The 20,311-nt window shown below is 75.1% G+C and carries 17 protein-coding genes and 1 riboswitch; of the genes, 8 read left to right on the top strand and 9 right to left on the bottom strand.

What is annotated here, in order from left to right; genetic code table 11:
* Positions 1 to 43: 43 nt before the first annotated feature.
* A complete protein-coding gene (locus ACFVFS_RS17070; protein WP_380624831.1) occupies positions 44 to 832 on the top strand; it encodes a CPBP family intramembrane glutamic endopeptidase in 789 nt (262 codons plus the stop codon).
* Here the strand turns inward: ACFVFS_RS17070 and ACFVFS_RS17065 are convergent.
* From ACFVFS_RS17065 to ACFVFS_RS17040, 6 genes are all read right to left on the bottom strand, one after another.
* Positions 810 to 1,340 carry an HAD domain-containing protein gene (locus ACFVFS_RS17065; RefSeq protein ID WP_380624829.1) on the bottom strand — a complete coding sequence of 177 codons (531 nt, stop codon included), beginning with the start codon at positions 1,338 to 1,340 and terminating at the stop codon, positions 810 to 812. The genes ACFVFS_RS17070 and ACFVFS_RS17065 overlap by 23 nt on opposite strands.
* A gap of 110 nt (positions 1,341 to 1,450) precedes the next feature.
* Positions 1,451 to 2,785, bottom strand: a complete 1,335-nt coding sequence (locus ACFVFS_RS17060) for an MFS transporter (RefSeq protein ID WP_380624827.1) — start codon at positions 2,783 to 2,785, stop codon at positions 1,451 to 1,453.
* Positions 2,786 to 2,866: 81 nt separating this feature from the next.
* Positions 2,867 to 3,568 carry a dienelactone hydrolase family protein gene (locus ACFVFS_RS17055; RefSeq protein WP_380624825.1) on the bottom strand — a complete coding sequence of 234 codons (702 nt, stop codon included), beginning with the start codon at positions 3,566 to 3,568 and terminating at the stop codon, positions 2,867 to 2,869.
* Between the two features lie 113 nt (positions 3,569 to 3,681).
* On the bottom strand, positions 3,682 to 5,094 hold the full coding sequence (locus ACFVFS_RS17050; RefSeq protein ID WP_380624823.1) for a sugar porter family MFS transporter: 1,413 nt from the start codon (positions 5,092 to 5,094) through the stop codon (positions 3,682 to 3,684).
* Between the two features lie 119 nt (positions 5,095 to 5,213).
* Entirely contained in the window at positions 5,214 to 5,876 is a 663-nt protein-coding gene (locus ACFVFS_RS17045) for an FMN-binding negative transcriptional regulator (protein WP_380624821.1), read from the bottom strand.
* A 13-nt stretch (positions 5,877 to 5,889) separates the two neighbouring features.
* A complete protein-coding gene (locus ACFVFS_RS17040) occupies positions 5,890 to 6,573 on the bottom strand; it encodes a pyridoxamine 5'-phosphate oxidase family protein (RefSeq protein WP_380624819.1) in 684 nt (227 codons plus the stop codon).
* 34 nt (positions 6,574 to 6,607) lie between these two features.
* Here ACFVFS_RS17040 and ACFVFS_RS17035 point away from each other — a divergent pair, with 34 nt between their 5' ends.
* On the top strand, positions 6,608 to 7,972 hold the full coding sequence (locus ACFVFS_RS17035; RefSeq protein ID WP_380624817.1) for an aminotransferase class I/II-fold pyridoxal phosphate-dependent enzyme: 1,365 nt from the start codon (positions 6,608 to 6,610) through the stop codon (positions 7,970 to 7,972).
* 90 nt (positions 7,973 to 8,062) lie between these two features.
* Here the strand turns inward: ACFVFS_RS17035 and ACFVFS_RS17030 are convergent, their stop codons facing one another.
* Entirely contained in the window at positions 8,063 to 9,421 is a 1,359-nt protein-coding gene (locus ACFVFS_RS17030; protein WP_380624815.1) for an NAD(P)/FAD-dependent oxidoreductase, read from the bottom strand.
* 191 nt (positions 9,422 to 9,612) lie between these two features.
* Between ACFVFS_RS17030 and ACFVFS_RS17025 the strand changes: the two genes are divergently transcribed.
* The 3 genes from ACFVFS_RS17025 (at position 9,613) to ACFVFS_RS17015 (ending at position 11,496) form a co-directional block, all read left to right on the top strand.
* Positions 9,613 to 10,368 carry a HipA family kinase gene (locus ACFVFS_RS17025; RefSeq protein WP_380624813.1) on the top strand — a complete coding sequence of 252 codons (756 nt, stop codon included), beginning with the start codon at positions 9,613 to 9,615 and terminating at the stop codon, positions 10,366 to 10,368.
* Between the two features lie 194 nt (positions 10,369 to 10,562).
* Positions 10,563 to 10,955 (top strand): DUF3037 domain-containing protein, encoded by a 393-nt coding sequence (locus ACFVFS_RS17020; protein WP_380624849.1) that lies wholly within the window; start codon positions 10,563 to 10,565, stop codon positions 10,953 to 10,955.
* A 94-nt stretch (positions 10,956 to 11,049) separates the two neighbouring features.
* Entirely contained in the window at positions 11,050 to 11,496 is a 447-nt protein-coding gene (locus ACFVFS_RS17015; RefSeq protein WP_380624811.1) for a MarR family winged helix-turn-helix transcriptional regulator, read from the top strand.
* Here ACFVFS_RS17015 and ACFVFS_RS17010 read toward each other — a convergent pair whose 3' ends face one another.
* Positions 11,497 to 13,725: a HelD family protein gene (locus tag ACFVFS_RS17010; protein ID WP_380624809.1), complete on the bottom strand. Its 2,229-nt coding sequence runs from the start codon at positions 13,723 to 13,725 to the stop codon at positions 11,497 to 11,499.
* 118 nt (positions 13,726 to 13,843) lie between these two features.
* Here ACFVFS_RS17010 and purB point away from each other — a divergent pair, with 118 nt between their 5' ends.
* Positions 13,844 to 15,274, top strand: a complete 1,431-nt coding sequence (gene purB, locus ACFVFS_RS17005) for an adenylosuccinate lyase (protein ID WP_380624807.1) — start codon at positions 13,844 to 13,846, stop codon at positions 15,272 to 15,274.
* 16 nt (positions 15,275 to 15,290) lie between these two features.
* Here the strand turns inward: purB and ACFVFS_RS17000 are convergent, their stop codons facing one another.
* Positions 15,291 to 16,937: an MFS transporter gene (locus ACFVFS_RS17000; RefSeq protein WP_380624805.1), complete on the bottom strand. Its 1,647-nt coding sequence runs from the start codon at positions 16,935 to 16,937 to the stop codon at positions 15,291 to 15,293.
* Between the two features lie 210 nt (positions 16,938 to 17,147).
* Positions 17,148 to 17,315: riboswitch (cyclic di-AMP (ydaO/yuaA leader) on the top strand.
* 2 nt (positions 17,316 to 17,317) lie between these two features.
* Here ACFVFS_RS17000 and ACFVFS_RS16995 point away from each other — a divergent pair.
* Positions 17,318 to 18,310, top strand: a complete 993-nt coding sequence (locus ACFVFS_RS16995; protein WP_380624803.1) for a peptidoglycan DD-metalloendopeptidase family protein — start codon at positions 17,318 to 17,320, stop codon at positions 18,308 to 18,310.
* A 417-nt stretch (positions 18,311 to 18,727) separates the two neighbouring features.
* Complete coding sequence (locus tag ACFVFS_RS16990) at positions 18,728 to 20,293, top strand: APC family permease (RefSeq protein WP_380624801.1); 1,566 nt, start codon at positions 18,728 to 18,730, stop codon at positions 20,291 to 20,293.
* Positions 20,294 to 20,311 lie beyond the last annotated feature (18 nt).

The following is a 20,311-nucleotide window of genomic DNA, read 5'->3' as shown; positions in this document are numbered from 1 at the left end:
GCCCGGAGCGCCGCCCGTCCGCCGCCCGTGCTGGAGCAGCCCCGTGACGACCGTCCCGACCGCACCGGAGACCGTGAAGCCGACCCGCCGCCTGCTCGGGGCGGAGCTGCTGATCGTCCTCGGCCTCTCGCTCGGGGCGAGCGGCATCAGCGCGCTGATCAGCTTCACCGGCTCGCTCACCGAAACGATCCGGCTGGGCCAGCAGGTGGCCACCCTGAACGGCTCGCGCGCGCCCGGCCGGCCCTGGCTGGACCTGGTCTGGCAGCTCTACTACATCGGCCGCGGGCTGATGCCGGTGGTGCTGGTCGGCTACCTGCTGGTGCGCGAGGGCGCGTCGCTGCGGGTGCTCGGCTTCGACCTCCGCCGCAAACTCGGCGACCTCGGCCGGGGCGCGGCCGTCGCGGCGGCGATCGGCGGGTCGGGGCTGGCGCTCTACCTGGCCTCGCAGGCGGCCGGCTACAACCTGACCGTCGCGCCGTCCGGCCTGCCGGAGGTCTGGTGGCGGATCCCGGTGCTGGTGCTGTCGGCCTGGCAGAACGCGATCCTGGAGGAGGTCGTCGTCCTCGGCTACCTGCTGCGCCGGCTGGGGCAGCTGGGCTGGTCGTGGCCGGCGGCGCTGGCGGCGAGTTCGCTGCTGCGCGGCTCGTACCACCTGTACCAGGGGGTCGGCGGGCTGGTCGGCAACATCGTGATGGGCGCGGTGTTCTGCCTGCTGTACCGGCGGTGGGGGCGGGTGATGCCGCTGGTGGTGGCGCACGCGCTGATCGACACGGTGGCGTTCGTCGGGTACGCGCTGCTCGCCGGGCACGTCAGCTGGCTGCCCACCGGCTGAGCGAGGAGACCGCCCCCGGGCGCGGCGGGCGGGACAGCAGCCGGTCCACGTGGTGGCGCTCCAGGCCCTGGCCCGGGTCGACGGTGAGCAGCAGGCGGTCGCGGCGCAGCAGGGAGTTTCGGACCAGCCGGGGCGGGATGACGTCGTCGACCCAGGCGAAGGGGCGGCCGGCGGCGTGGCGCAGCAGCGGCGCCCACTTGCGGGCGGAGAGCAGCTCCATGATCGGCACGCGGGGGTCGCCCGGCTGCGGGACGTAGCCGGTGAAGCGGACGAAGGGCAGTTCGGGCAGGCCGATCGCGGGGGAGATGTGGGTGTTGGCGTGCTCCTCCCACGTGGTCGCCCAGACGAGTTCGTAGCTCTCGGCCAGCTCGCGCAGCCAGGCGCCGTGCCGGGCGGAGAGCAGCACGGTGTAGCCGAACAGGGTGTGGGCGTCGAAGTCGGCCTCGGGTCCGGGGCAGACCGGGTTGAGCACGCCGTCGACGTCCAGGAACAGCAGTGGCTTGGGCATCGGGTGTCCCCCAGGTCTCATCCGTCGTCACCTGGTCGGACGTGCCGCGCCCTCGGGCGGTTGCCCGCCGGAGGGCGCACACGGGGGCGCACGCGGTGCGCCCGGCGCGTTCAGCCGGTGGCGGTGGCGGTGGCGGTGGCGGTGGCGGTGGCGGCGGGGGCCGGGTGCGGGTCGGCGGGGTGCGGGTCGGCGGGCTCCACCGGGTCCGGGGCGGCGCGGCGCCGGGAGAGCCGGCGGACCTCCGGCTCCAGCAGCACGGCGGCGCTGAGCGCCAGGGAGATCACCGCGCAGGACCAGAGCGCGCCGGACAGGCCGAGCCGGTCGGCGACCGGGCCGGCGAGCGCGGTGCCCAGCGGGGCGAGGGACAGCGAGCCCAGTTCGTCGTAGGCGATGACCCGGGAGAACGCCTCGGGGGGTATCTCCTGCTGCAGGGCGATCATCCAGTTGACGCCGAAGACGGTGACGCCGACGCCGGAGAGGAACATCGACGCCCAGAGCACCGGCAGCGGGGCGGAGGCCGCGAGGGCGACCGCGGGCAGGCCGAACAGGAAGACGCCCCAGTTGCCGACCAGCAGGATCCGGCGCGGCTGCCAGCGGGCCATCAGCACGCCGGTGGCGACCAGGCCGATGCCGTAGGCCGCCATCGCCAGGCCCCAGGCCTGGGCCCCGCCGAGCCGCTCCTTCGCGACGGCCGGCCCGTACACCGCCTCGACCGCGCCGACGCAGGCGACCAGGACGGAGAACTGGAGGACGATCACCCAGAGCCAGCGGCGGGAGGCGAACTCCTGCCAGCCCTCGCGCAGGTCGCGGAGCATGCCGCCGCCCTCGGCCGGGGCGGTGGGGGCCTGCGGCTCCAGCAGGAAGCGCAGCGCGGCGGCGGCCAGGAAGCAGACCGTGTCCAGGGCGAGCACCCAGCCGGCGCCGACGGCGGCGGTCAGCGCGCCGCCGAGTGCGGCGCCGCCGATCTGCGAGCCGTTGAAGCCCATCCGGTACACCGAGAAGGCACGGGCGGCGTGCTCGGGGGCGACGCTCTCCATGATCATGCCGCCGGCGGCGGGGGCGTAGAGGGCGTAGCCCGCTCCGGCGCCGGCCGAGAGCAGCATCAGCTGCCAGAGGGCCGGCTCGCCGGTCAGCACCAGGGCGGCGAGGGCGCCCTGGAAGACGGCGCTGAACACGTTGGCGGCGACCATGACGTGGTGGCGCGGCAGCCGGTCGGCGAGGGCGCCGCCGACCAGCAGCAGCAGGACGGTCGGCAGCAGCCGGGCGGCGGTGACGTAGCCGACGTCGCCGGTGGAGCCGCCGTTGTCCAGGACGGCGAAGGCCATGGCGATCGGGGCTCCGGCGTTGCCGACGCCGCTGACCACGGTGGCGGCGGTCTGGATCCGGAAGTTGCGGCTCGCCCAGGCGAGGCGGGCGGTGGCCGGAGGCGGGGGTTGGCTCTGCACCCCGTGACTATGCCGGGGCGGATGGTCCGTGTCCATCCGATTCTCAGCCCGGTGGGGGTTCCGGCCGGGCGGCCTCCGGGCTCAGCCGAGATGGGCCCAGAGGAAGGTGAGGGTGCGCCGCCAGGCGATCTCGGCCTGCAGCGGGTCGTAGGTGCCGAGCAGGTTCTCCTCGTTCATGAAGGCGTGCCCGGCCGGGTAGAAGTGGATCTCCGGGCGGACGTCGGTGGCCTCGCCGATCCGGATCGCGGCCTCGTCCGCGGCGGCCATCGGGATCGCGCGGTCGTGCTCGCCGTAGTGGCCGAGGACGTGCGCGGTCAGGCCCCGGTACTCGAAGTCCGGATCGGGCGGCAGGCCGTAGAAGGGGACCGCGGCGGCGACCCGGTCGCCCTCGGCGGCGGCCAGCAGCAGGGCGAAGCCGCCGCCCATGCAGAAGCCGACCACGCCGACCGCGTCGCCGACCACGCCCTCCAGGCCGAGCAGCAGGTCGACCGCGCCGCGCAGGTCCCGCACCGCCTGTCCGACCGGCAGTTCGCGTTTGAGCCGGGCGGCCTCGGCGCTGTCGTGGGTGGTCGCGCCGCCGAAGAGGTCCGGCGCGAGGACGGTGAAGCCCTCGGCGGCGAACCGGTCGGCCACGCCGGCCAGGTACGGGGTCAGTCCCCACCACTCCTGGACCACCACCAGGCCGGGGCCGACGCCCTGCGGCGGGCGGGCCAGGTAGCCGTGGGCCTGGCGGCCGTTGCTCGGGAAGGTCACGTTCTGCCGGGAGCCGCCCTGGTCAGGCATGGCTTCCTCTCGGGGGACGGGCCGCCGGGCACGGCGGCGGGTCGGTGGCCGGGGGCGTGGAACGGCGGGGCCCGTCGGCCCGCCGGGGGGAGGGGCGGCGCGGGCCCGCCGGGTCAGCCCATCTCCTCCAGGGCGCGGCCCTTGGTCTCCTTGATGCAGAAGGCCACGAAGGGGATGGAGAGCAGCGCGAAGGCCGCGTAGATGACGTAGGTCGCCGACAGGTTCCAGTCGGCGAGGTCGGGGAAGCTGACGGTGATCGCCCAGTTGGCGATCCACTGGGCGGAGGCGGCGACGGACAGCGCGAGCGCGCGGATCCGGTTCGGGAACATCTCGCCGAGCAGTACCCAGACCACCACGCCCCAGGAGAAGGCGAAGCAGAAGACGAAGACGTGCGCGGCGATGAGCGCGACCACCGCGTGGGTGTTGTCCAGGGTCGCGGCGTCGCCGGTGCCCTCCCGGTAGGAGAAGGCCCAGGCGGCGGTGCCCAGCGCGGCGGCCATGCCCGCCGAGCCGGCCAGCGCGAGCGGCTTGCGGCCGATCCGGTCGACCAGGGCCATCGCGACCACCGTGCCGATCACGTTGATGATCGAGGTGGAGAGGCTGATCAGCAGCGAGTTGGACTCGTTGATGCCGACCGACTGCCAGAGGAAGGAGGAGTAGTAGAAGATCACGTTGATGCCGACGAACTGCTGGAACACCGAGGCGCCGATGCCGACCCAGACGATCGGCAGCAGACCGAGCCGGCCGCCCAGCAGGTCCTTGAGCCGCGGCTTGCGGGCGGACTCCAGCACCGCGCGGATCTCGGCCACCCGGGCGTCGAGGTCGACGTCCTCGCCCTCGACCTCCTTCAGCACCCGGCGGGCCTGCTCCTCCCGGTGGTCGGCGATCAGGTAGCGCGGCGACTCCGGGATCGCCAGCGCCATCAGCCCGTAGACGAGGGCCGGGATCGCCTCCACGCCGAGCATCCACTGCCAGGCCTGGACGCCGCCGAGGTGGCCGGTGGACTCGCCGCCGGCGGCCTGGTTGAGCGCCCAGTTGGCGAGCTGGGAGACGGTGATGCCGAGCACGATCGCCATCTGCTGGAAGGAGGCCAGCCGGCCGCGGTAGGCGGTCGGCGCGACCTCGGCGATGTAGGTCGGGGCGATCACCGAGGCGATGCCGATCGCCACGCCGCCGACCACCCGCCAGGTGGCCAGCGCCTCGATGTTCGGCGGGAACATCGAGCCGATGCCGCTGGCCGCGAAGAGGAACGCGGCCAGCAGCATGGTGCGCACCCGGCCGAGGTGGTCGGCGAGCCGCCCGGCCGCGACCGCTCCGGCGGCCGAGCCGAGCAGGGCGATGGCCACCACGAACGCGGTCGTGCCGTGGCCCACCTCGAAGTGCTTCTGGATGCCGGTCACCGCGCCGTTGATCACCGCGCTGTCGTAGCCGAACAGGAAGCCGCCCATCGCGGCGGCGGCGGAGATGAACACGACGTGCCCGAGGTGCGCCTCGCCCGAAGCCGGATGGGTGTGGGTACTCGACACGCGCGCTCCCCGGGGTCGACGGTCCCGCCCGCACGGCCGAGCGGGCAGGGTTCGTCTCACATTCGATCAGCGCCGGGGGGCCCGCGTCGCGGCGACTGGGCCGAACGGGTGACGGTGCGTCAGGTGGACGCGCGGGTGCCGGGCGCGGGGGCCGCGGTGCGCGCCGTCCGGCGTCCGCTGCGGCGCAGCAGCTGGGCGCGGGCGGCGGCGTCCAGGGGGCGGGCGCGTTCGGCGAGCCGGTCGGCCAGCGCGAGCTGCTCGTCCACCGGCTTCTTGTCGTCGTACTTGAACTTGGCGCGCACCTCGCGGACCGCCAGCCGCAGCCCGGTCAGGCCGGGCAGCAGGCGGCCGAGCTCGCCCTCGCCGGGGGCGACCCGGAGCTGCGGGGACTCGGGCTGGAAGTGGGCCAGCTGGCGGTTGAGGATCTCGGCCTTGCCGGCCGCGTCCTCGACCAGCGCGGCGGTGGCGTGGAACTGCACGGAGGCGTAGAGGCTGGTCGGGGTGCCGGGCGCGCCGCGCCAGTGGCCGGGGGCGTAGGCGTAGTCGTCGGTGACCGCGAGGGTGACCTCCGGGTCCGCCCGGACGGCCGCGAGCAGCGGGTTGGGCGCGGCCAGGTGGACCAGGATCTCGCCGCGGTCGGCGTCCAGGAGGAAGTGGGTCGGCACCAGCACGGGGCCGTGGCCGGGCCCGCCGTTGGCGGCGAGCAGCCCGAAGTCGCGGCCCTCGGCGAGCCAGGCGCGCCACTCGTCCTCGTCGCCCCGGTCCCAGGAGCGGATCAGCATCGGGGGCCTCCGGTCAGGCGTCGGGCGCGGCGGTGAGCGCGGCGAGGTTCGCGGGCAGCGGTACGGCGGTCGAGGCGTCCGGCACGGGCGTGCCGTAGCCGGTGGTGACCGGGACGACGCCGGCCCAGTACGGCAGGGCGAGGTCCTCGGGGTCGTCGTCGGCGAGGTCGGCCCGGGACTTGGCGGAGACCTCGTCGAGGTCGAGGCGGATCACGGCGGTGGCGGCGAGCTCCTTGGCGTTGGCCGGGCGCACCTCGGCGGAGCGGCCCGGGACCACCTGGTCGACCAGCGCGTCGAGCGCGACCGTCAGCTCCTCGGGGTCGGTGACCTGGTGCGCGGTGCCGTGGGCGACCACCGAGCGGAAGTTGACCGAGTGGTTGAACGCCGACTTGGTCAGCACCAGGGCGTCGACCAGGGTGACGGTGACGCAGACCGGCAGGCCCTGCCCGCCCCCGGCTCCGCGCAGCGGTCGGCTGCCGGTGGAGCCGTGCACGTAGAGGCGGTCCCCGACCCGGGCGTGGATGGTGGGCAGCACGACCGGCGCCCCGTCGGCGACGAAGCCGAGGTGGCAGAGGTAGGTGGCGTCCAGGATCGCGTGGATCGCCTCGCGCTCCCACGTGGCGCGGTCCTTGTAGCGGGTGGGGGTCGTGCGCGGGGTGCGGGGATAGGACGTGTCGCCGTCCGGCGTGGTCGACATGACAACCTCTATGTACTAGTGCATAATCTGTTTTGTGCTAGGAGACTATCGGATCACCGGGCGGCGTGCCAGCGATATCGCGGCCGAGATCGAGCGGGGCGTCAGCGCCGGCCACCTCGCGCCCGGGACGCCGCTGCCGCCGCTGCGCGACCTCGCGGCCGAACTCGGCGTCAACCCCAACACGGTGGCCGCCGCCTACCGCCTGCTCCGCGACCGCGGCGTGATCGAGACCGCCGGCCGCAAGGGCAGCCGGATCCGCCCGCGCCCCGCCCACACCCCGCGCGACCAGATCCGGCTGCCGGTGCCGCCGCACGCCCGCGACCTGGCCGACGGCAACCCCGACCCCGCGCTGCTCCCCGACCTCACCGCGGCCCTCGCGGCCGCCGCCGAGGCCGCCCGCCGCGCCCCGGTCCGCTACGGAGACCCGGCCGCCGACCCCGGGCTGCTCGCCCTGGCCGGCGCGGCCTTCGCCGCCGACGGCCTGCCGTCCGGGCCGATCGCCGTCGCCTCCGGCTCGCTGGACACCATCGAGCGGATCCTGGCGACCCGGCTGCGCCCCGGCGACGCCGTCGCCGTCGAGGACCCGGGCTGGGGAAGCCTGCTCGACCTGCTGCCGGCGCTCGGCCTGCGCACCGTGCCGGTCCGGCTCGACGACGCCGGCCCGCTGCCCGCCTCGCTCGCCGAGGCCCTGGACGGCGGCGCGCGGGCGGTGGTCGTCACCAGCCGGGCGCAGAACCCGACCGGCGCCGCGCTCACCGCCGGGCGGGCCGCGGAGCTGCGCGCCGTGCTGGCCGGCCACCCCGGGGTGCTGCTGATCGAGGACGACCACGGCCAGGGCATCGTCGACCAGCCCTACCACCCGCTGGCCGGGGCGGGGTCGACGCACTGGGCGGTGGTGCGCTCGGCGGCCAAGGCGTACGGGCCGGACCTGCGGCTGTCGGTCGCGGTCGGGGACGCGGACACCGTCGGACGGGTGCTCGGGCGCCAGCGGCTGGGGGCGGGCTGGGTCAGCCACCTGCTCCAGCACACGGTGGCCGCGCTGTGGCGCGCCGACGCGGCGCCGGTCGCGCGGGTGGCCGCCGCCTACCGGGAGCGCCGGGAGGCGCTGATCGGCGCGCTGGCCGAACGGGGGATCGCGGCGCACGGGGCGAGCGGGCTGAACGTCTGGGTGCCGGTGCCGGACGAGGCCGTCGCGCTCGCCGCGCTGGTCCAGCGCGGCTGGGTCGCGGCGCCCGGCGCGCGCTACCGGCTGCAGTCGCCGCCCGGGCTGCGGATCACCGTCGCGCGGCTGGACCCGGCGGACGCCCGGCGGCTGGCCGGGGACCTGGCGGCGGTGCTGGGCGGGGCGGACGGCACCGCCGGGCCCGGCGCGGACGGTACGGCGTCGCGGCTGATCTGACGGCGGCACCGGGCGGCCGCCGGCGGTCCGGAGCGGCCGGCGGCCGTCTCCCCTCCCGCCGCGCGCGGGAGGGGAGACGGCCGGGGCCGGTCAGCCCTTGGCGAGCAGGGCCTGGGCGTGCTCCCTGACCTGGTCCTTCGTCAGATAGGCGTCGGTGTACTCGAAGTCGCGCAGCCGGGCGGGCTGGCGGGCGAGGAAGCCGGTCCGCACGAAGTCGTCGCCGGCGGTCGCGTTGAGCAGCCAGTTGGCGCCGACCCGGAACTTCGCCGCGTTGGTGCGCATCGCCATCAGGTGGTAGCCGCGGGCCACCAGCTGGGCCGGTACGCCGCGCAGCTCCACCCCGACCGGCTTGGAGACCGCGTCCTTGCCGCCGAGGTCCACGACCAGGCCCAGGTCCTTGTGGTAGTACGGCTCCAGCGGCTGGTTGCGCAGCGCCGCGATCACGTTGTTGGCCGCCGCCTTGCCCTGGCGGGCCGAGTGCTGGGCGGTCGGCGGGCAGACCGCGCCGTCGCCCTTGGAGAGGTCCGGCACGGCGGCGGCGTCGCCGAGCGCGAAGACGCCCTCGAACTGCGGCACCCGCATCTCCGCCGTCACCGCGATCCGGCCGCGCACCGTCTCGGCGTCCAGGGTGGCGATCAGCGGGCTCGCCGCGACGCCGGCCGTCCAGATCAGCGTCCGGCAGGGCAGCACCCGGCCGTCGGTGAACGTGACCGACTCGGCGCCGACCTCGGCCACCGAGACGCCCAGCGACACCTCGATGCCGCGCTCGCGCAGCACCTCCAGGGCGGCGGTGCCGAGGGCGTCGCCCAGTTCGGGCATCAGCTTGGGCGCGATGTCGATGAGGTGCCACTTGATCTGCTTGGCGTCCAGCCGCGGGTAGCGGTTCGCGGCCGCGGTGGTGAGCCGCTGCAGGCAGGCGGCGGTCTCGGTGCCCGCGTAGCCGCCGCCGACCACCACGAACTGCAGCCGGGACTCGCGCTCCTTCTGGTCCGTGCTGGCCGAGGCGAGGTCCAGCTGGGCGATCACGTGGTCGCGGACGTAGGCCGCCTCGGCGAGCGTCTTCATGCCGCGCGCGTAGTCGGTCAGGCCGGGGATGTCGAAGGTGCGGGTGACGCTGCCGGGGGCCAGCACCAGGTAGTCGTACCTCTGCGCGACCACCTCGTCGGTGATCTTGCGCACCACGCAGACCTTGGCGGCCGGGTCCACCCCGATCGCGCCGCCGGGGACGATGTGGGTGCGCCGCAGCGAGCGGCGCAGCGAGACGGCCACCGACTGGGGGGTCAGCACCCCGGCCGCCACGTGCGGCAGCAGCGGCAGGTAGAGCTGGTAGCCGAACGGGGTGACCAGGGAGATCTCCGCCTCCGCGGGGGAGAGCTTGCGCTCCAGGCGGCGCGCGCACTCCAGTCCGGCGAAGCCGCCGCCCACGATCAGGATCCGGGCTCGTTCCATCGTGCGTCCCTCACAGTGCAGGTCGGTACCTCACGGCGCAGCCGTCGCGCTGCGGGTCGTGGCCGTCGGGTGCCCCGATTACTGTCCGCCACACTCGCACGGAGCAGCCGGGGCTGCCACCGGGGCGACCCGGGCGGGCGAGCGCGCCGGGCGACACCCGCCGCGTGCATATGCCCGATAGGCTGTCCGGCGTGCTCCCCGAGGTGACGGCGGTCCGTTATGTGACGCCACTGCGAGAAGGCGGCTCGATGCCGGGCCTGGTCGAGGCCGACGACCGGCGGCTCTACGCGCTGAAATGGGTCGGCGCGGCGCAGGGCCGCAAGGCGCTGGTCGCGGAGGTGCTGGCCGGCGAGCTCGGCCGGCGGCTCGGCCTGCCCGTGCCGGAGCTGGTGACCGTGGACCTGGACCCGGTGCTGGCCCGCAGCGAGCCGGATCCGCGGATCCAGGACCAGATGCGCGCCAGCGGCGGGCTCAACCTGGGCATGGCCTTCGTCAGCGGCGCGCTCAACTTCGACCCGATCTGCTTCGAGGTGGACGCCGGGCTGGCCGGGCAGGTGCTCTGGTTCGACGCGCTGATCGGCAACGTCGACCGCTCCTGGCGCAACCCCAACCTGCTGGTCGCCACGGGCGGCCTGCGGCTGATCGACCACGGCGCGAGCCTGATCTTCCACCACCACTGGGCGGGCGCCGGCGACTGGACCCGCCGTCCGTACGACGCCTCCGACCACGCACTGCGGGGCGCGGAGCCGGACCTGCTCGCGGCCGACAAGGCGCTCGCCCCGCTGGCGGAGGCCGCGATCGAGGAGGCGGTGGCGCAGATCCCGGACGTCTGGCTGGCGGACGAGCCCGGGTTCGACTCGCCCGGGGCGGTGCGCGAGGCGTACCGGGCCCGGTTGACCGAGCGACTGGCCGGTCCGCGCGACTGGCTGCCGGAGGTGTCCGCATGACCGACTCCCGCCTGTCCGGCCCGTCCGACCACGGGCTGTCCGACCACGGGCTGTCCGAGTCGCGGCTGTCCGGCTCGGAGTTCGGCGGCTCCTGGTCGAGCGGTTCCTGGTCCGGCGACTCCTGGTCCGCCGGCTCCGGGCCGTCCGACCGGGGCTCGGCGGAGCAGCGGGTCCCCGGAGCGGCGCGGTCGGCGCTGTCCGGCCGGGCCGAGCTGCAGGACTACGAGTACGCGGTGATCCGGGCGGTGCCCCGGGTGGAGCGCGGCGAGTGCGTCAACGTGGGCGTGCTGCTGTACTGCCGGCAGGGCCCCCACCTGGCCGCGCGGACGCACCTGGACCAGGCGCGGCTGCTGGCGCTGGACCCGGTCGCCGACGTGGCCGCGGTGCGGAGGGCGCTGCAGGGGATCGAGGCGGTCTGCGCGGGCGGTCCTTCGGCCGGTCCGGCCGCGGCGGACAGCCCGGGGCAGCGGTTCCGCTGGCTCACCGCGCCGCGCAGCGCGGTGGTGCAGCCGGGGCCGGTGCACACGGGGCTGACCGCCGATCCGGACACCGAGCTTCGGCGGCTGTTCGACCAGCTGGTGCTCTGAGCGGAGGGTCTTCCCGGGCCGGCGGTTCAACCGCCGGACCTTTGCCGTGCTCAAATCTTGAGTTACTGAAGCAGTCGGTCGTAGGCTGATCCTCATGGGTTCGACGACGACCACTTCGGTACCGACCAACGCCCAGCTGATGGAGGCGCTGGCCGCCGTCGGTGGTGCGTACTTCCAGGACTTCGCGGCCGCCGCGGCCCGGCACGGCCTCTCCTCCTCGCAGGCCAAGGCGCTCGGAGCCGTCCAGGAGCCGGTGCCGATGCGCGCGCTGGCCGGGCGGCTCGGCTGCGACGCCTCCAACGTGACCGGGATCGTCGACCGGCTGGAGGCGCTGGGCCTGGCCCGCCGGGAGGCCTCGGCGGGCGACCGGCGGGTCAAGATCGTGGTCATCAGCGAGCAGGGCCGGGAGATCCTGGCGCGGATCCGCGGCGAGATGGGCCGCACCCACCAGGCCTTCGAGCGCCTGAGCGGCGAGCAGCGCGCGGCGCTGCACTCGATCTGCGTCCAGGTCCTTCCGGTCCTCAGCGGGCGTACCGCCTAGCTAGCCGCCGGCCGGCCGTGCCTCCGGGCTCGGCCGCGCCGTCAGGGCCGCCGCGAGGACGGGCGGCAGCGGGGTGTGGTGGAGCAGGGTGAGGCGCCGGGTCGCGCGGGTGAGGGCGACGTAGAGGTCCGCCGCCCCCTGGGCGAGCAGGGCGGCCGGGTCGACCAGGACGACCGCGTCGAACTCCAGGCCCTTGGCCGCCCGGACGGTCAGCGCGCCCAGGGCGGCGGCGTCGGCGTCCGGCGCGATCACCCCGAGGGTGCCGGGGCCCGCGGGCAGGGCGGCCAGGGCCGCGGCGTAGTCGCCGTCCGGGACGGGCAGGACGTGCGGGCGATCGGGGGTCTCCCGGACGGCCTCGGGCGGCTCCTGGCCGGGCGCGTGGGCGCGCAGCACCGCCGCCGCCGGCGCCATGATCGCGGCCGGGGTGCGGTAGTTGACGGTGAGCCGCTCCTCGCGCCAGCGGCCCTGCAGTTCGCGGTCCAGGACCTCGGCCCAGGACGACCGGGCCCCGGCCGGAGAGGCGGTCTGGGCGAGGTCGCCGACGATGGTCAGCGAGCGGGTCGGCACCCGGCGCAGCACGGCGCGCCAGGCCATCGCGGACAGCTCCTGCGCCTCGTCGACCACCACGTGCCCGTACGCCCACGTGCGGTCGTCGGCGGCGCGCTCGGCGGTGGTGCGCTCCGGGCCGGTGTCGCGGAACCGCTCGGCGAGCAGCCCGGCGTCCAGGGTGGCGTCGTCCCGCTGGCCGGTGACGGTGAGCACGCCCTCGGCGTAGGCCAGCTCCTCCTCCAGCGTCCGCTCGGCGGCGCGGGACCGGGCCCGGACCGCGCCGCCGTCCTCGCCGAGGAGCTCCGCCGCCTCGTCGAGCAGCGGGACGTCCCCGGTGGTCCACGGCGCGCCGGCCGGGCGCAGGACGGCGGCGCGTTCTGCGGGGGAGAGGCCGGGGGCCGCGACGGCCAGCAGGGCCGGTTCGGAGAGCAGCCGGTCGACCAGCCGGCGGGGCGTCAGGATCGGCCAGAGGGCGTCGAGCCCGGTGCGGATCCCGGGCTGCGCCCAGAGTTCGCCGGGCGCGTAGCGGGCCTCCTCCTCGTCGTACGGGCGGCCGAGGGTGAGCGCCTGCGCCACCGCGAGGGCGTCGAGCAGGGTGCGCAGGAAGAACGCGCGGGCCGCGTTGTGCGGCAGGCGCAGTCCGCGCGCGGCCCGCCGGGCCTCGGCGCAGACCCGGCGGGGCAGCCGCAGGCCCTCGCCGAGCAGCAGGTCGCCGGCGGGCAGCCGCTGATGGGCCTCGACGGCGCGCCGGACCGCGTCCGCCATCCACGGCCCGCCCTTGACCACCGCGGCGGCAGGCTCGTCCTCGGCGGTGGCCCGCACCCCGGGGAACAGCTCGCCGACGGTGCGCAGCACCACCTCGGTCTCGCCGAGCGCGGGCAGCACCTGGTCGATGTAGCGCAGGAACGCCGGGTTGGGGCCGAGGACCAGGACGCCGCGCCGCTCCAGCACCGCGCGGTGGGTGTACAGCAGGTAGGCGGCGCGGTGCAGGGCGGTGACCGTCTTGCCGGTGCCCGGGCCGCCCTGGACGACCAGGGCGCCGGGCAGCGGGGCGCGGATCACCCGGTCCTGCTCGGCCTGGACGGTCGCGACGACGGAGGCCATCCGGCCGGTGCGCTCGCGGTCGAGGGCGGCCATCAGCGCCGCCTCGCCGACCAGGCCGCGCCGTCCGCCCTCGTCCAGGGCGGCGAGGTCGAGCGCCTCGTCGTCCAGCCCGGTGAGGGTGCGGCCGCGGGTGTGCAGGTGGCGGCGGCGGACCACCCCGTCCGGGTCGGCCGGGGTGGCGGTGTAGAACGGGCGGGCGGCGGGGGCGCGCCAGTCGACCAGCACCGGCTCGTAGGTCTCGTCCAGCTCGTCGCGCAGGCCGATCCGGCCGATGTGGCGGACGGTGCCGTCGCGGTGGTCGAGGCGGCCGAAGCAGAGGCCGCGCTCGACGGCGTCCAGCCGGGCGGCGCGGCGGGCGGCCTCGCCGGCGCGCAGTTCGCGCTCCAGCCGGGCCTGGTGGGTGCCGCCGGGGCCGGCGCCGCGGCCGGCCGCCGCGAGGGTCCGGCGGGCACGCTCGCGGGCGGCGTCCAGATGGGCGTAGAGGCCGGTCAGCCGGGCCTGTTCGGCGCGCAGCGCCTCGGCGAGGAGGGCGTCCGGGTCGGTCGGCGGAGGGGGAACCGCTGGAGATCCGTTCACAGGTGTGGTATCCTTGCGGCGAGGAGTTTTTAGGGCGCATTCTTGTTTCGACTCAAGTGCCCCAGCCTACCCGAGCCCGGGCCGTTCCGGCTGACCTCGGCTGTTAGGCTTGCGAAGCGTGAGCGCGAAGCCCCAGATCCCCAATGTCCTGGCCTCCCGGTACGCCTCGGCGACCCTGGCCCAGCTCTGGTCCCCCGAGCACAAGGTGGTCCTCGAGCGCCACCTCTGGCTCGCCGTCCTGAAGGCCCAGCAGGACCTCGGTGTCGAGGTGCCCGCCACCGCCGTCGCCGACTACGAGCGGGTCGTCGACCAGGTCGACCTCGGTTCCATCGCCGCCCGTGAGCGGGTCACCCGGCACGACGTCAAGGCTCGGATCGAGGAGTTCAGCGAACTCGCCGGCCACGAGCAGATCCACAAGGGCATGACCTCCCGGGATCTGACCGAGAACGTCGAGCAGCTGCAGATCCGGCAGTCGCTGGAGCACGTGCGCGACCGCACCGTCGCCGTGCTGGTCCGCCTGGGCCGGCTCTCCGCCGAGCACGCCGAGCTGGTCATGGCCGGCCGCTCGCACAACGTGGCCGCGCAGGCCACCACCCTGGGCAAGCGCTTCGCGTCGATCACCGACGAGCTGCTGGTCGCCTTCCGCCGTCTGGAGGAGCTGATCGCCCGCTACCCGCTGCGCGGGATCAAGGGCCCGGTCGGCACCGCCCAGGACATGCTCGACCTGCTCGGCGGCGACACCGACAAGCTCGCCGAGCTGGAGCGCCGGGTCGCCGGGCACCTCGGCTTCGAGAACGTGCTCACCAGCGTCGGCCAGGTCTACCCGCGCTCGCTGGACTTCGAGGTGCTGACCGCCCTCGTCCAGCTGGCCGCCGCGCCGTCCAGCCTGGCCAAGACCATCCGGCTGATGGCCGGCCACGAGCTGGTGACCGAGGGCTTCAAGGAGGGCCAGGTCGGCTCCTCGGCGATGCCGCACAAGATGAACACCCGCTCCTGCGAGCGCGTGAACGGCCTGGCCGTGATCCTGCGCGGCTACGCGTCGATGACCGGCGAGCTGGCCGGCGACCAGTGGAACGAGGGCGACGTCTCCTGCTCGGTGGTCCGCCGGGTCGCGCTGCCGGACGCCTTCTTCGCCTTCGACGGCCTGCTGGAGACCTTCCTGACCGTCCTCGACGAGTTCGGCGCCTTCCCGGCCGTGATCGAGGCCGAGCTGGACCGCTACCTGCCGTTCCTGGCCACCACCAAGGTGCTGATGGGCGCGGTGCGCGCGGGCGTCGGCCGGGAGACCGGGCACGAGGTCATCAAGGAGCACGCCGTCGCCTCCGCGCTCGCGATGCGGGCCGGCGCCCGGGAGAACGAGCTGCTGGACCGGCTGGCCAACGACGACCGGATCCCGCTGGACCGGGCCGCGCTGGACGCGCTGCTGGCCGACCGGCTGTCGTTCACCGGTGCCGCCGGTGCGCAGGTCGCCGAGGTCGTCCGCCAGGTCGAGGCCGTCGCGGCCGCGTACCCTGAGGCCGCCAAGTACGCGCCGGGCGACATTCTCTGACGGATCGCCGGGCTTCTCAGGGCCCCGTCGCCGAGGAGGCGGCGGGGCCCTCGCCGTGCTCCGCCGGGACGGCGGCGGGGTGGCCGGGGTCGAGCGGCGGGCCGTTGGTGGGGCAGGTGTAGCGGCAGTCCGGCTCGGCCACCGGGTGCTCGTCCGCCGGGGCCAGCACATTGCCGTGGACGGCGACCAGCGCGGTCACCCCGCCGGCCACCAGCAGCCCGGCGCAGATCAGCATCGCGGTGCGGAAGGCGGAGTCGACCGCGTCCGGCACCCGGTAGGCGTCCCCGCTCAGACCGGCCAGCGCGGGCAGCGCGGCGACCGCCAGCAGGCCGGCCGCCCGGGCCGCCGCGTTGTTGACCCCGCTGGCGATGCCCGCGTGCCGCACGTCCACCGCCGCCAGCACGGTGGCGGTCAGCGGCGCGACCAGCAGCACCATGCCGAAGCCCATCACCGCGACCGCGGGCAGCACGTCCGTCCAGTACGAGGCGCCGGGGCCGATCCGCAGCATCAGCAGCACGCCCGCCGCGCAGAGCATCGGACCGACGGTGAGCGGCAGCCGGGGGCCGATCCGCTTGCCCAGCCGGCCGGCCCGGGCGGACAGCACCAGCATGATCACGGTGATCGGCACCAGGGCCAGCCCGGAGACCAGCGGGGAGAAGCCGGACACGATCTGCAGCTGGACGACCAGCAGGAAGAAGACGCCGCTGAAGGCCGCGTAGACGGCGAGGGTGACCAGGTTCACGGCGGTGAACAGCCGGGAGGAGAAGAGGCCGAGCGGCAGCATCGGCTCCGGGGTGCGGCGCTCGACCACGACGAAGGCGGCGCCGAGCAGCAGGCCCGCGATCCCGCTGACCCAGACCTCGGCGGACACGCCCTTCCCGGCGGCGGTCAGCGCGTAGGTGACGGCGCCCAGCGCCAGGGCGGCCAGCGCCGCGCCCAGCACGTCGAAGCGGCCGGTCGCGGACTCGTCCCGGCTCTCCGGCACGTGCCGGGCGGACACCGCCACCACCAGCGCCGCCAGCGGCAGGTTCAGCAGGAAGATCCAGCGCCAGCCGGGCCCGTCCACCAGCCAGCCGCCGAGCAGCGGGCCGACCGCCGCCGAGACGCCGCCGAACCCCGACCAGAGGCCGACGGCCGCCGAGCGGTCGTCCGGGTGGAAGACCGCCTGGAGCATCGCCAGCGAGCCGGGGGTGAGCAGCGCGCCGCCGATGCCCTGCACGGCGCGCGCGATGATCAGCACCTCGATGGTGGGCGCGGCGGCGCAGGCCGCGGAGGCGGCGGCGAACCAGACCACGCCGAGCAGGAAGACCCGGCGCCGGCCGTACCGGTCGCCGAGCGCGCCGCCGAGCAGGATCAGGCCCGCCAGGGTGAGCAGATAGGCGTTGAGCGTCCATTGCAGGGCGTCGAGTTGGGCGCCGAGGTCGGCGCCGATCCGGGGCAGCGCGACGTTGACGACGGTTCCGTCGAGCATCGCCATGCTGGAGCCGAGCACCGTCGCCAGAAGTACCCAGCGACCCTGCGCGGTGCCCAACCGCAGGGTGCCGGCCTCGGAGGTGGCCACGGCCCATGGTGAGCCCGGTGGGGCCCACGTGACAAGGGTCACCGGGGGTGTGTCGGAGGATGCCCGCTCCGTGAGTGATCGTGTGCGTACTGATTCCGACATCGGCGCAGGGTTGCGGATCACGTGCGCACCGTCAATGGATTGTGCACGTACTGTGCATGCCTTTCCTGCGGAGCGTCACGGCATTGCGGACTTTGGTCCCGGGGTGCGGAGATCGACATTGCTTCACCCGAACGGATGGGTTTTAGTTCAGCGACCGCCCGGCGTCAGCCCGGGTGGCCACCGGGTGGAACGCCTAGTCCTGCCGCTGCCCGGTGGTACGCAACGAACTCTGTACGGCAGGAGCGGGGGACCCACAGGTAAGTCGCCGGACCCATTTCTTCTTGCGGTCCGGCTTGGGGTGAAGCCGCCATTGTGAGCGGCCGGGCAACTCCAGCCCGAACCCGACAGCTCACCTCGCAGGCGTCGGAGAGGACATTTCCATGCCCGCACAGGCTCGTCGTATCGCCCTGCCCCGCGCCGCCCGCATCGGCATCGCCACCGCTGTCACCGGTGCCGCCTTCGCCCTCCCGCTGGTGACCACCGTCACCGCCCAGGCCCACGAGGTCCCCGCCGCGAAGGCCGCCGCTCCGGCCGCCGCCCCGGCTGCCCAGGCCGCCCCGGCCGCCGCTCCGGCCGCTCCGGCCGCTCCGGCCGAGGAGAGCTACAAGGTCGTCGGCGGGGACACCCTGTCGAAGATCGCCGCCGCGAAGAGCGTCGAGGGTGGCTGGCAGGCGCTGTACGAGCACAACCGCTCGGTCGTCGGCGCCAACCCGAACCTGATCTTCCCGGGTCAGCAGCTCGCGCTCGGCACCAAGGCCGCCCCGGCCGCCCCGGCGACCAAGCCGGCCGCGCCCGCCGCGAAGCCCGCCGCCCCGGCTACCAAGTCGGCCGCCCCCGCCGCGAAGCCGGCCGCTCCGGCCGCGAAGCCGGCCGCCCCGGCGACCAAGCCGGCCGCTCCGGCCGTCAAGCCCGCCGTCCAGCCCGTCGTCGCCCCGGTGACCGCGACCCCGGTCGTCGCCGCCACCTCCGGCTACGTCGCCCCGCTGGCCAACCCGAAGCTCGGCACCGCGTACGGCGTGGCCGGCTCGATGTGGGCCTCCGGCCACCACACCGGCGCCGACTTCGTCGCGGCCACCGGCACCCCGCTGCGCGCCATCGCGAACGGCACCGTGGTGAAGGCCGGCAACGGCGGCGCCTACGGCAACGAGGTCGAGATCAAGCTCGCCGACGGCAAGTACGCCCAGTACGCGCACCTGTCCTCGATCGGCGTGAAGGTCGGCCAGGCCGTCACCGCCGGCCAGCAGATCGGCCTCTCCGGTGCCACCGGCAACGTGACCGGCCCGCACCTGCACTTCGAGGTCCGCACCGGCTCGGAGTACGGCTCGGACATCGACCCGATCGCCTACCTGCGGGCGCACGGCGTCGCGATCTGACCCTCCGGTCGGATCCTCTCCACCACCGCTGGGTGCGGGGCGAAACGACTCCCCCGGAATGGTCATGTCGGGTGACCGCTCGACCGGGTGATCGCCGTACCTCCAGTGGATCGACGGGCGCGGGACACGCCCGTCCGGCCGGCCCGGCTCGCGAGACCTCCCTCGCGAGCCGGGCCGGCTGCCGTCGTTCGCCGGTCGCCGTCACTGCGCGTCGTTCGCCGTGCGCCGGTCACCGCGCGCCGTTCGCCGTGCGCCCTCGAACGGGGCGGGTCCCGCTCGAACGCGGCGTCAACCCCGAGGTGCTGACGCCGGATCACCCCTCGTTGCGGCCCCTTCGCCGCGCCCCCGATGCTGTCGGGCAGTCAGCGCCCGACCGGACCGGCGGGCGGCACAGCCACGGCGGGTGAAGGGGGCCGGATGGCCATCCAGCGCGGGGACGCGGTCGAGGGCGCGGCGAGTCCGGGGGCGGGGGTGCACCGGCTGAAGGCGGACTCGGTCGGGCTGGCGGGCGTGGTGTTCATGGCGGTCGCCACGGCGGCGCCGATCACCGCGATGACCGGCAACCTCCCGATCGTCATCGGTCAGGGCAACGGCGCCGGGGCGCCCGCCGCGTACGTCTTCGCGACCCTGGTGCTCACCGTCTTCTCGGTCGGCTACGTGGCGATGGCCCGTCACCTCACCGCGGCCGGGGCGTTCTACGGCTACATCTCGCACGGGCTGGGCCGGGTGCCCGGGATGGCGTCGGGACTGCTGGCCCTGCTCGCCTACATCGTCTTCGAGGCGGCGGTGATCGGCTTCTTCGCGTACGCGCTGCGCGGACTGGTCGCGGCGCAGCTGGGGGTGGAGGTGCCCTGGGGCTGGTACGCGGCGCTCGGGCTGCTGGTGATCGCGGTGATGGCCTGGTTCGACCTGCACCTGACCGCGCGGGTGCTCGGGGTGGCGCTGGTGCTGGAGGTCGCCGTGCTGGGCGCGGTCGCGCTGGCGGTGCTGTTCACCGGCGGCGGGCCGGACGGGATCGCCGCGCGGTCGCTCGATCCGCTGAACGCCTTCCGCGGTGTGGCGGGGACGGGGACGGGCGGCGCCGGGCTGGGGCTGTTCTTCGCGTTCTGCTCCTGGGTCGGCTTCGAGTCCACGGCGATGTACGGCGAGGAGTCCCGGGACCCGAAGCGGGTGGTGCCGAGGGCGACGCTGATCTCGGTGGTCGGGGTCGGGGTGTTCTACGTCTTCGTCTCCTGGATGATCGTCTCCGGCAACGGCGTGCGGCGGGCGGTCGAGGTCGCCGACGGCGCGGTCCCCGGCAAGGACGGCAACAGCCTCTTCTTCGATCCGCTCGGCGCGCACCTCGGCGGCTGGGCGGTCACGGTGTTCCAGTGGCTGGTGGTGAGCGGCTCCTTCGCCTGCGCGATGGCCTTCCACCAGTGCGCGGCGCGGTACCTCTACGCGATCGGGCGCGAGGGCTTCCTCCACCCCGCGCTCGGACGCACCCATCCGCGGCACGGCTCGCCGCACGTCGCCTCGCTGGTCCAGTCGGTGATCGCGGCGGCGCTGGTGGCCGGGTTCCTGGCGGCGGGGATGGACCCGTACGCGCACCTCTACACGGTGCTGGCGCTGCTGGGGACGATGGCGATCCTGATCGTGCAGACGCTCTGCTCGTTCGCGGTGGTCGGCTGGTTCCACGTGCAGGGGCGGCATCCGCGGACCCGGCACTGGTTCCGGACGCTGGTCGCGCCGCTGGTCGGCGGAGTGGCGATGGCGGGGGTGGTGGCCCTGCTGGTGGTCAACAGGGGCGCCGCCGCCGGGGCGGCCGCCGGGACGCTGCTCTTCCGGCTGATCCCGTACCTGGTGATCGGCACCTTCCTGGGCGGGACCGGGCTGGCCCTGTGGATGCGCGCCCGTCGGCCGGAGCGGTACGCCCGGATGGGGCGGATCGTCCTGGAGGACGCGGTGGAGCGCTCCGACGACGGTGCCCCGGTGCGGGCCTGACGGTGCGCCGGCCCACGC

Source organism: Kitasatospora sp. NPDC057692 (assembly GCF_042799475.1).
GTDB lineage: Bacteria > Actinomycetota > Actinomycetes > Streptomycetales > Streptomycetaceae > Kitasatospora.
Note: the sequence above shows the minus strand (reverse complement) of the source record. Positions and strands in the feature narration are given on the sequence as shown.

Coding starts and splice junctions, on each gene's coding strand:
- ACFVFS_RS17040 (WP_380624819.1), bottom strand. CDS start 6,573: ATGTCGACCACGCCGGACGGCGACACGTCCTATCCCCGCACCCCGCGC.
- ACFVFS_RS17000 (WP_380624805.1), bottom strand. CDS start 16,937: ATGTCGGAATCAGTACGCACACGATCACTCACGGAGCGGGCATCCTCC.
- ACFVFS_RS17055 (WP_380624825.1), bottom strand. CDS start 3,568: ATGCCTGACCAGGGCGGCTCCCGGCAGAACGTGACCTTCCCGAGCAAC.
- ACFVFS_RS17015 (WP_380624811.1), top strand. CDS start 11,050: ATGGGTTCGACGACGACCACTTCGGTACCGACCAACGCCCAGCTGATG.
- ACFVFS_RS16995 (WP_380624803.1), top strand. CDS start 17,318: ATGCCCGCACAGGCTCGTCGTATCGCCCTGCCCCGCGCCGCCCGCATC.
- ACFVFS_RS16990 (WP_380624801.1), top strand. CDS start 18,728: ATGGCCATCCAGCGCGGGGACGCGGTCGAGGGCGCGGCGAGTCCGGGG.
- ACFVFS_RS17045 (WP_380624821.1), bottom strand. CDS start 5,876: ATGCTGATCCGCTCCTGGGACCGGGGCGACGAGGACGAGTGGCGCGCC.
- ACFVFS_RS17065 (WP_380624829.1), bottom strand. CDS start 1,340: ATGCCCAAGCCACTGCTGTTCCTGGACGTCGACGGCGTGCTCAACCCG.
- ACFVFS_RS17030 (WP_380624815.1), bottom strand. CDS start 9,421: ATGGAACGAGCCCGGATCCTGATCGTGGGCGGCGGCTTCGCCGGACTG.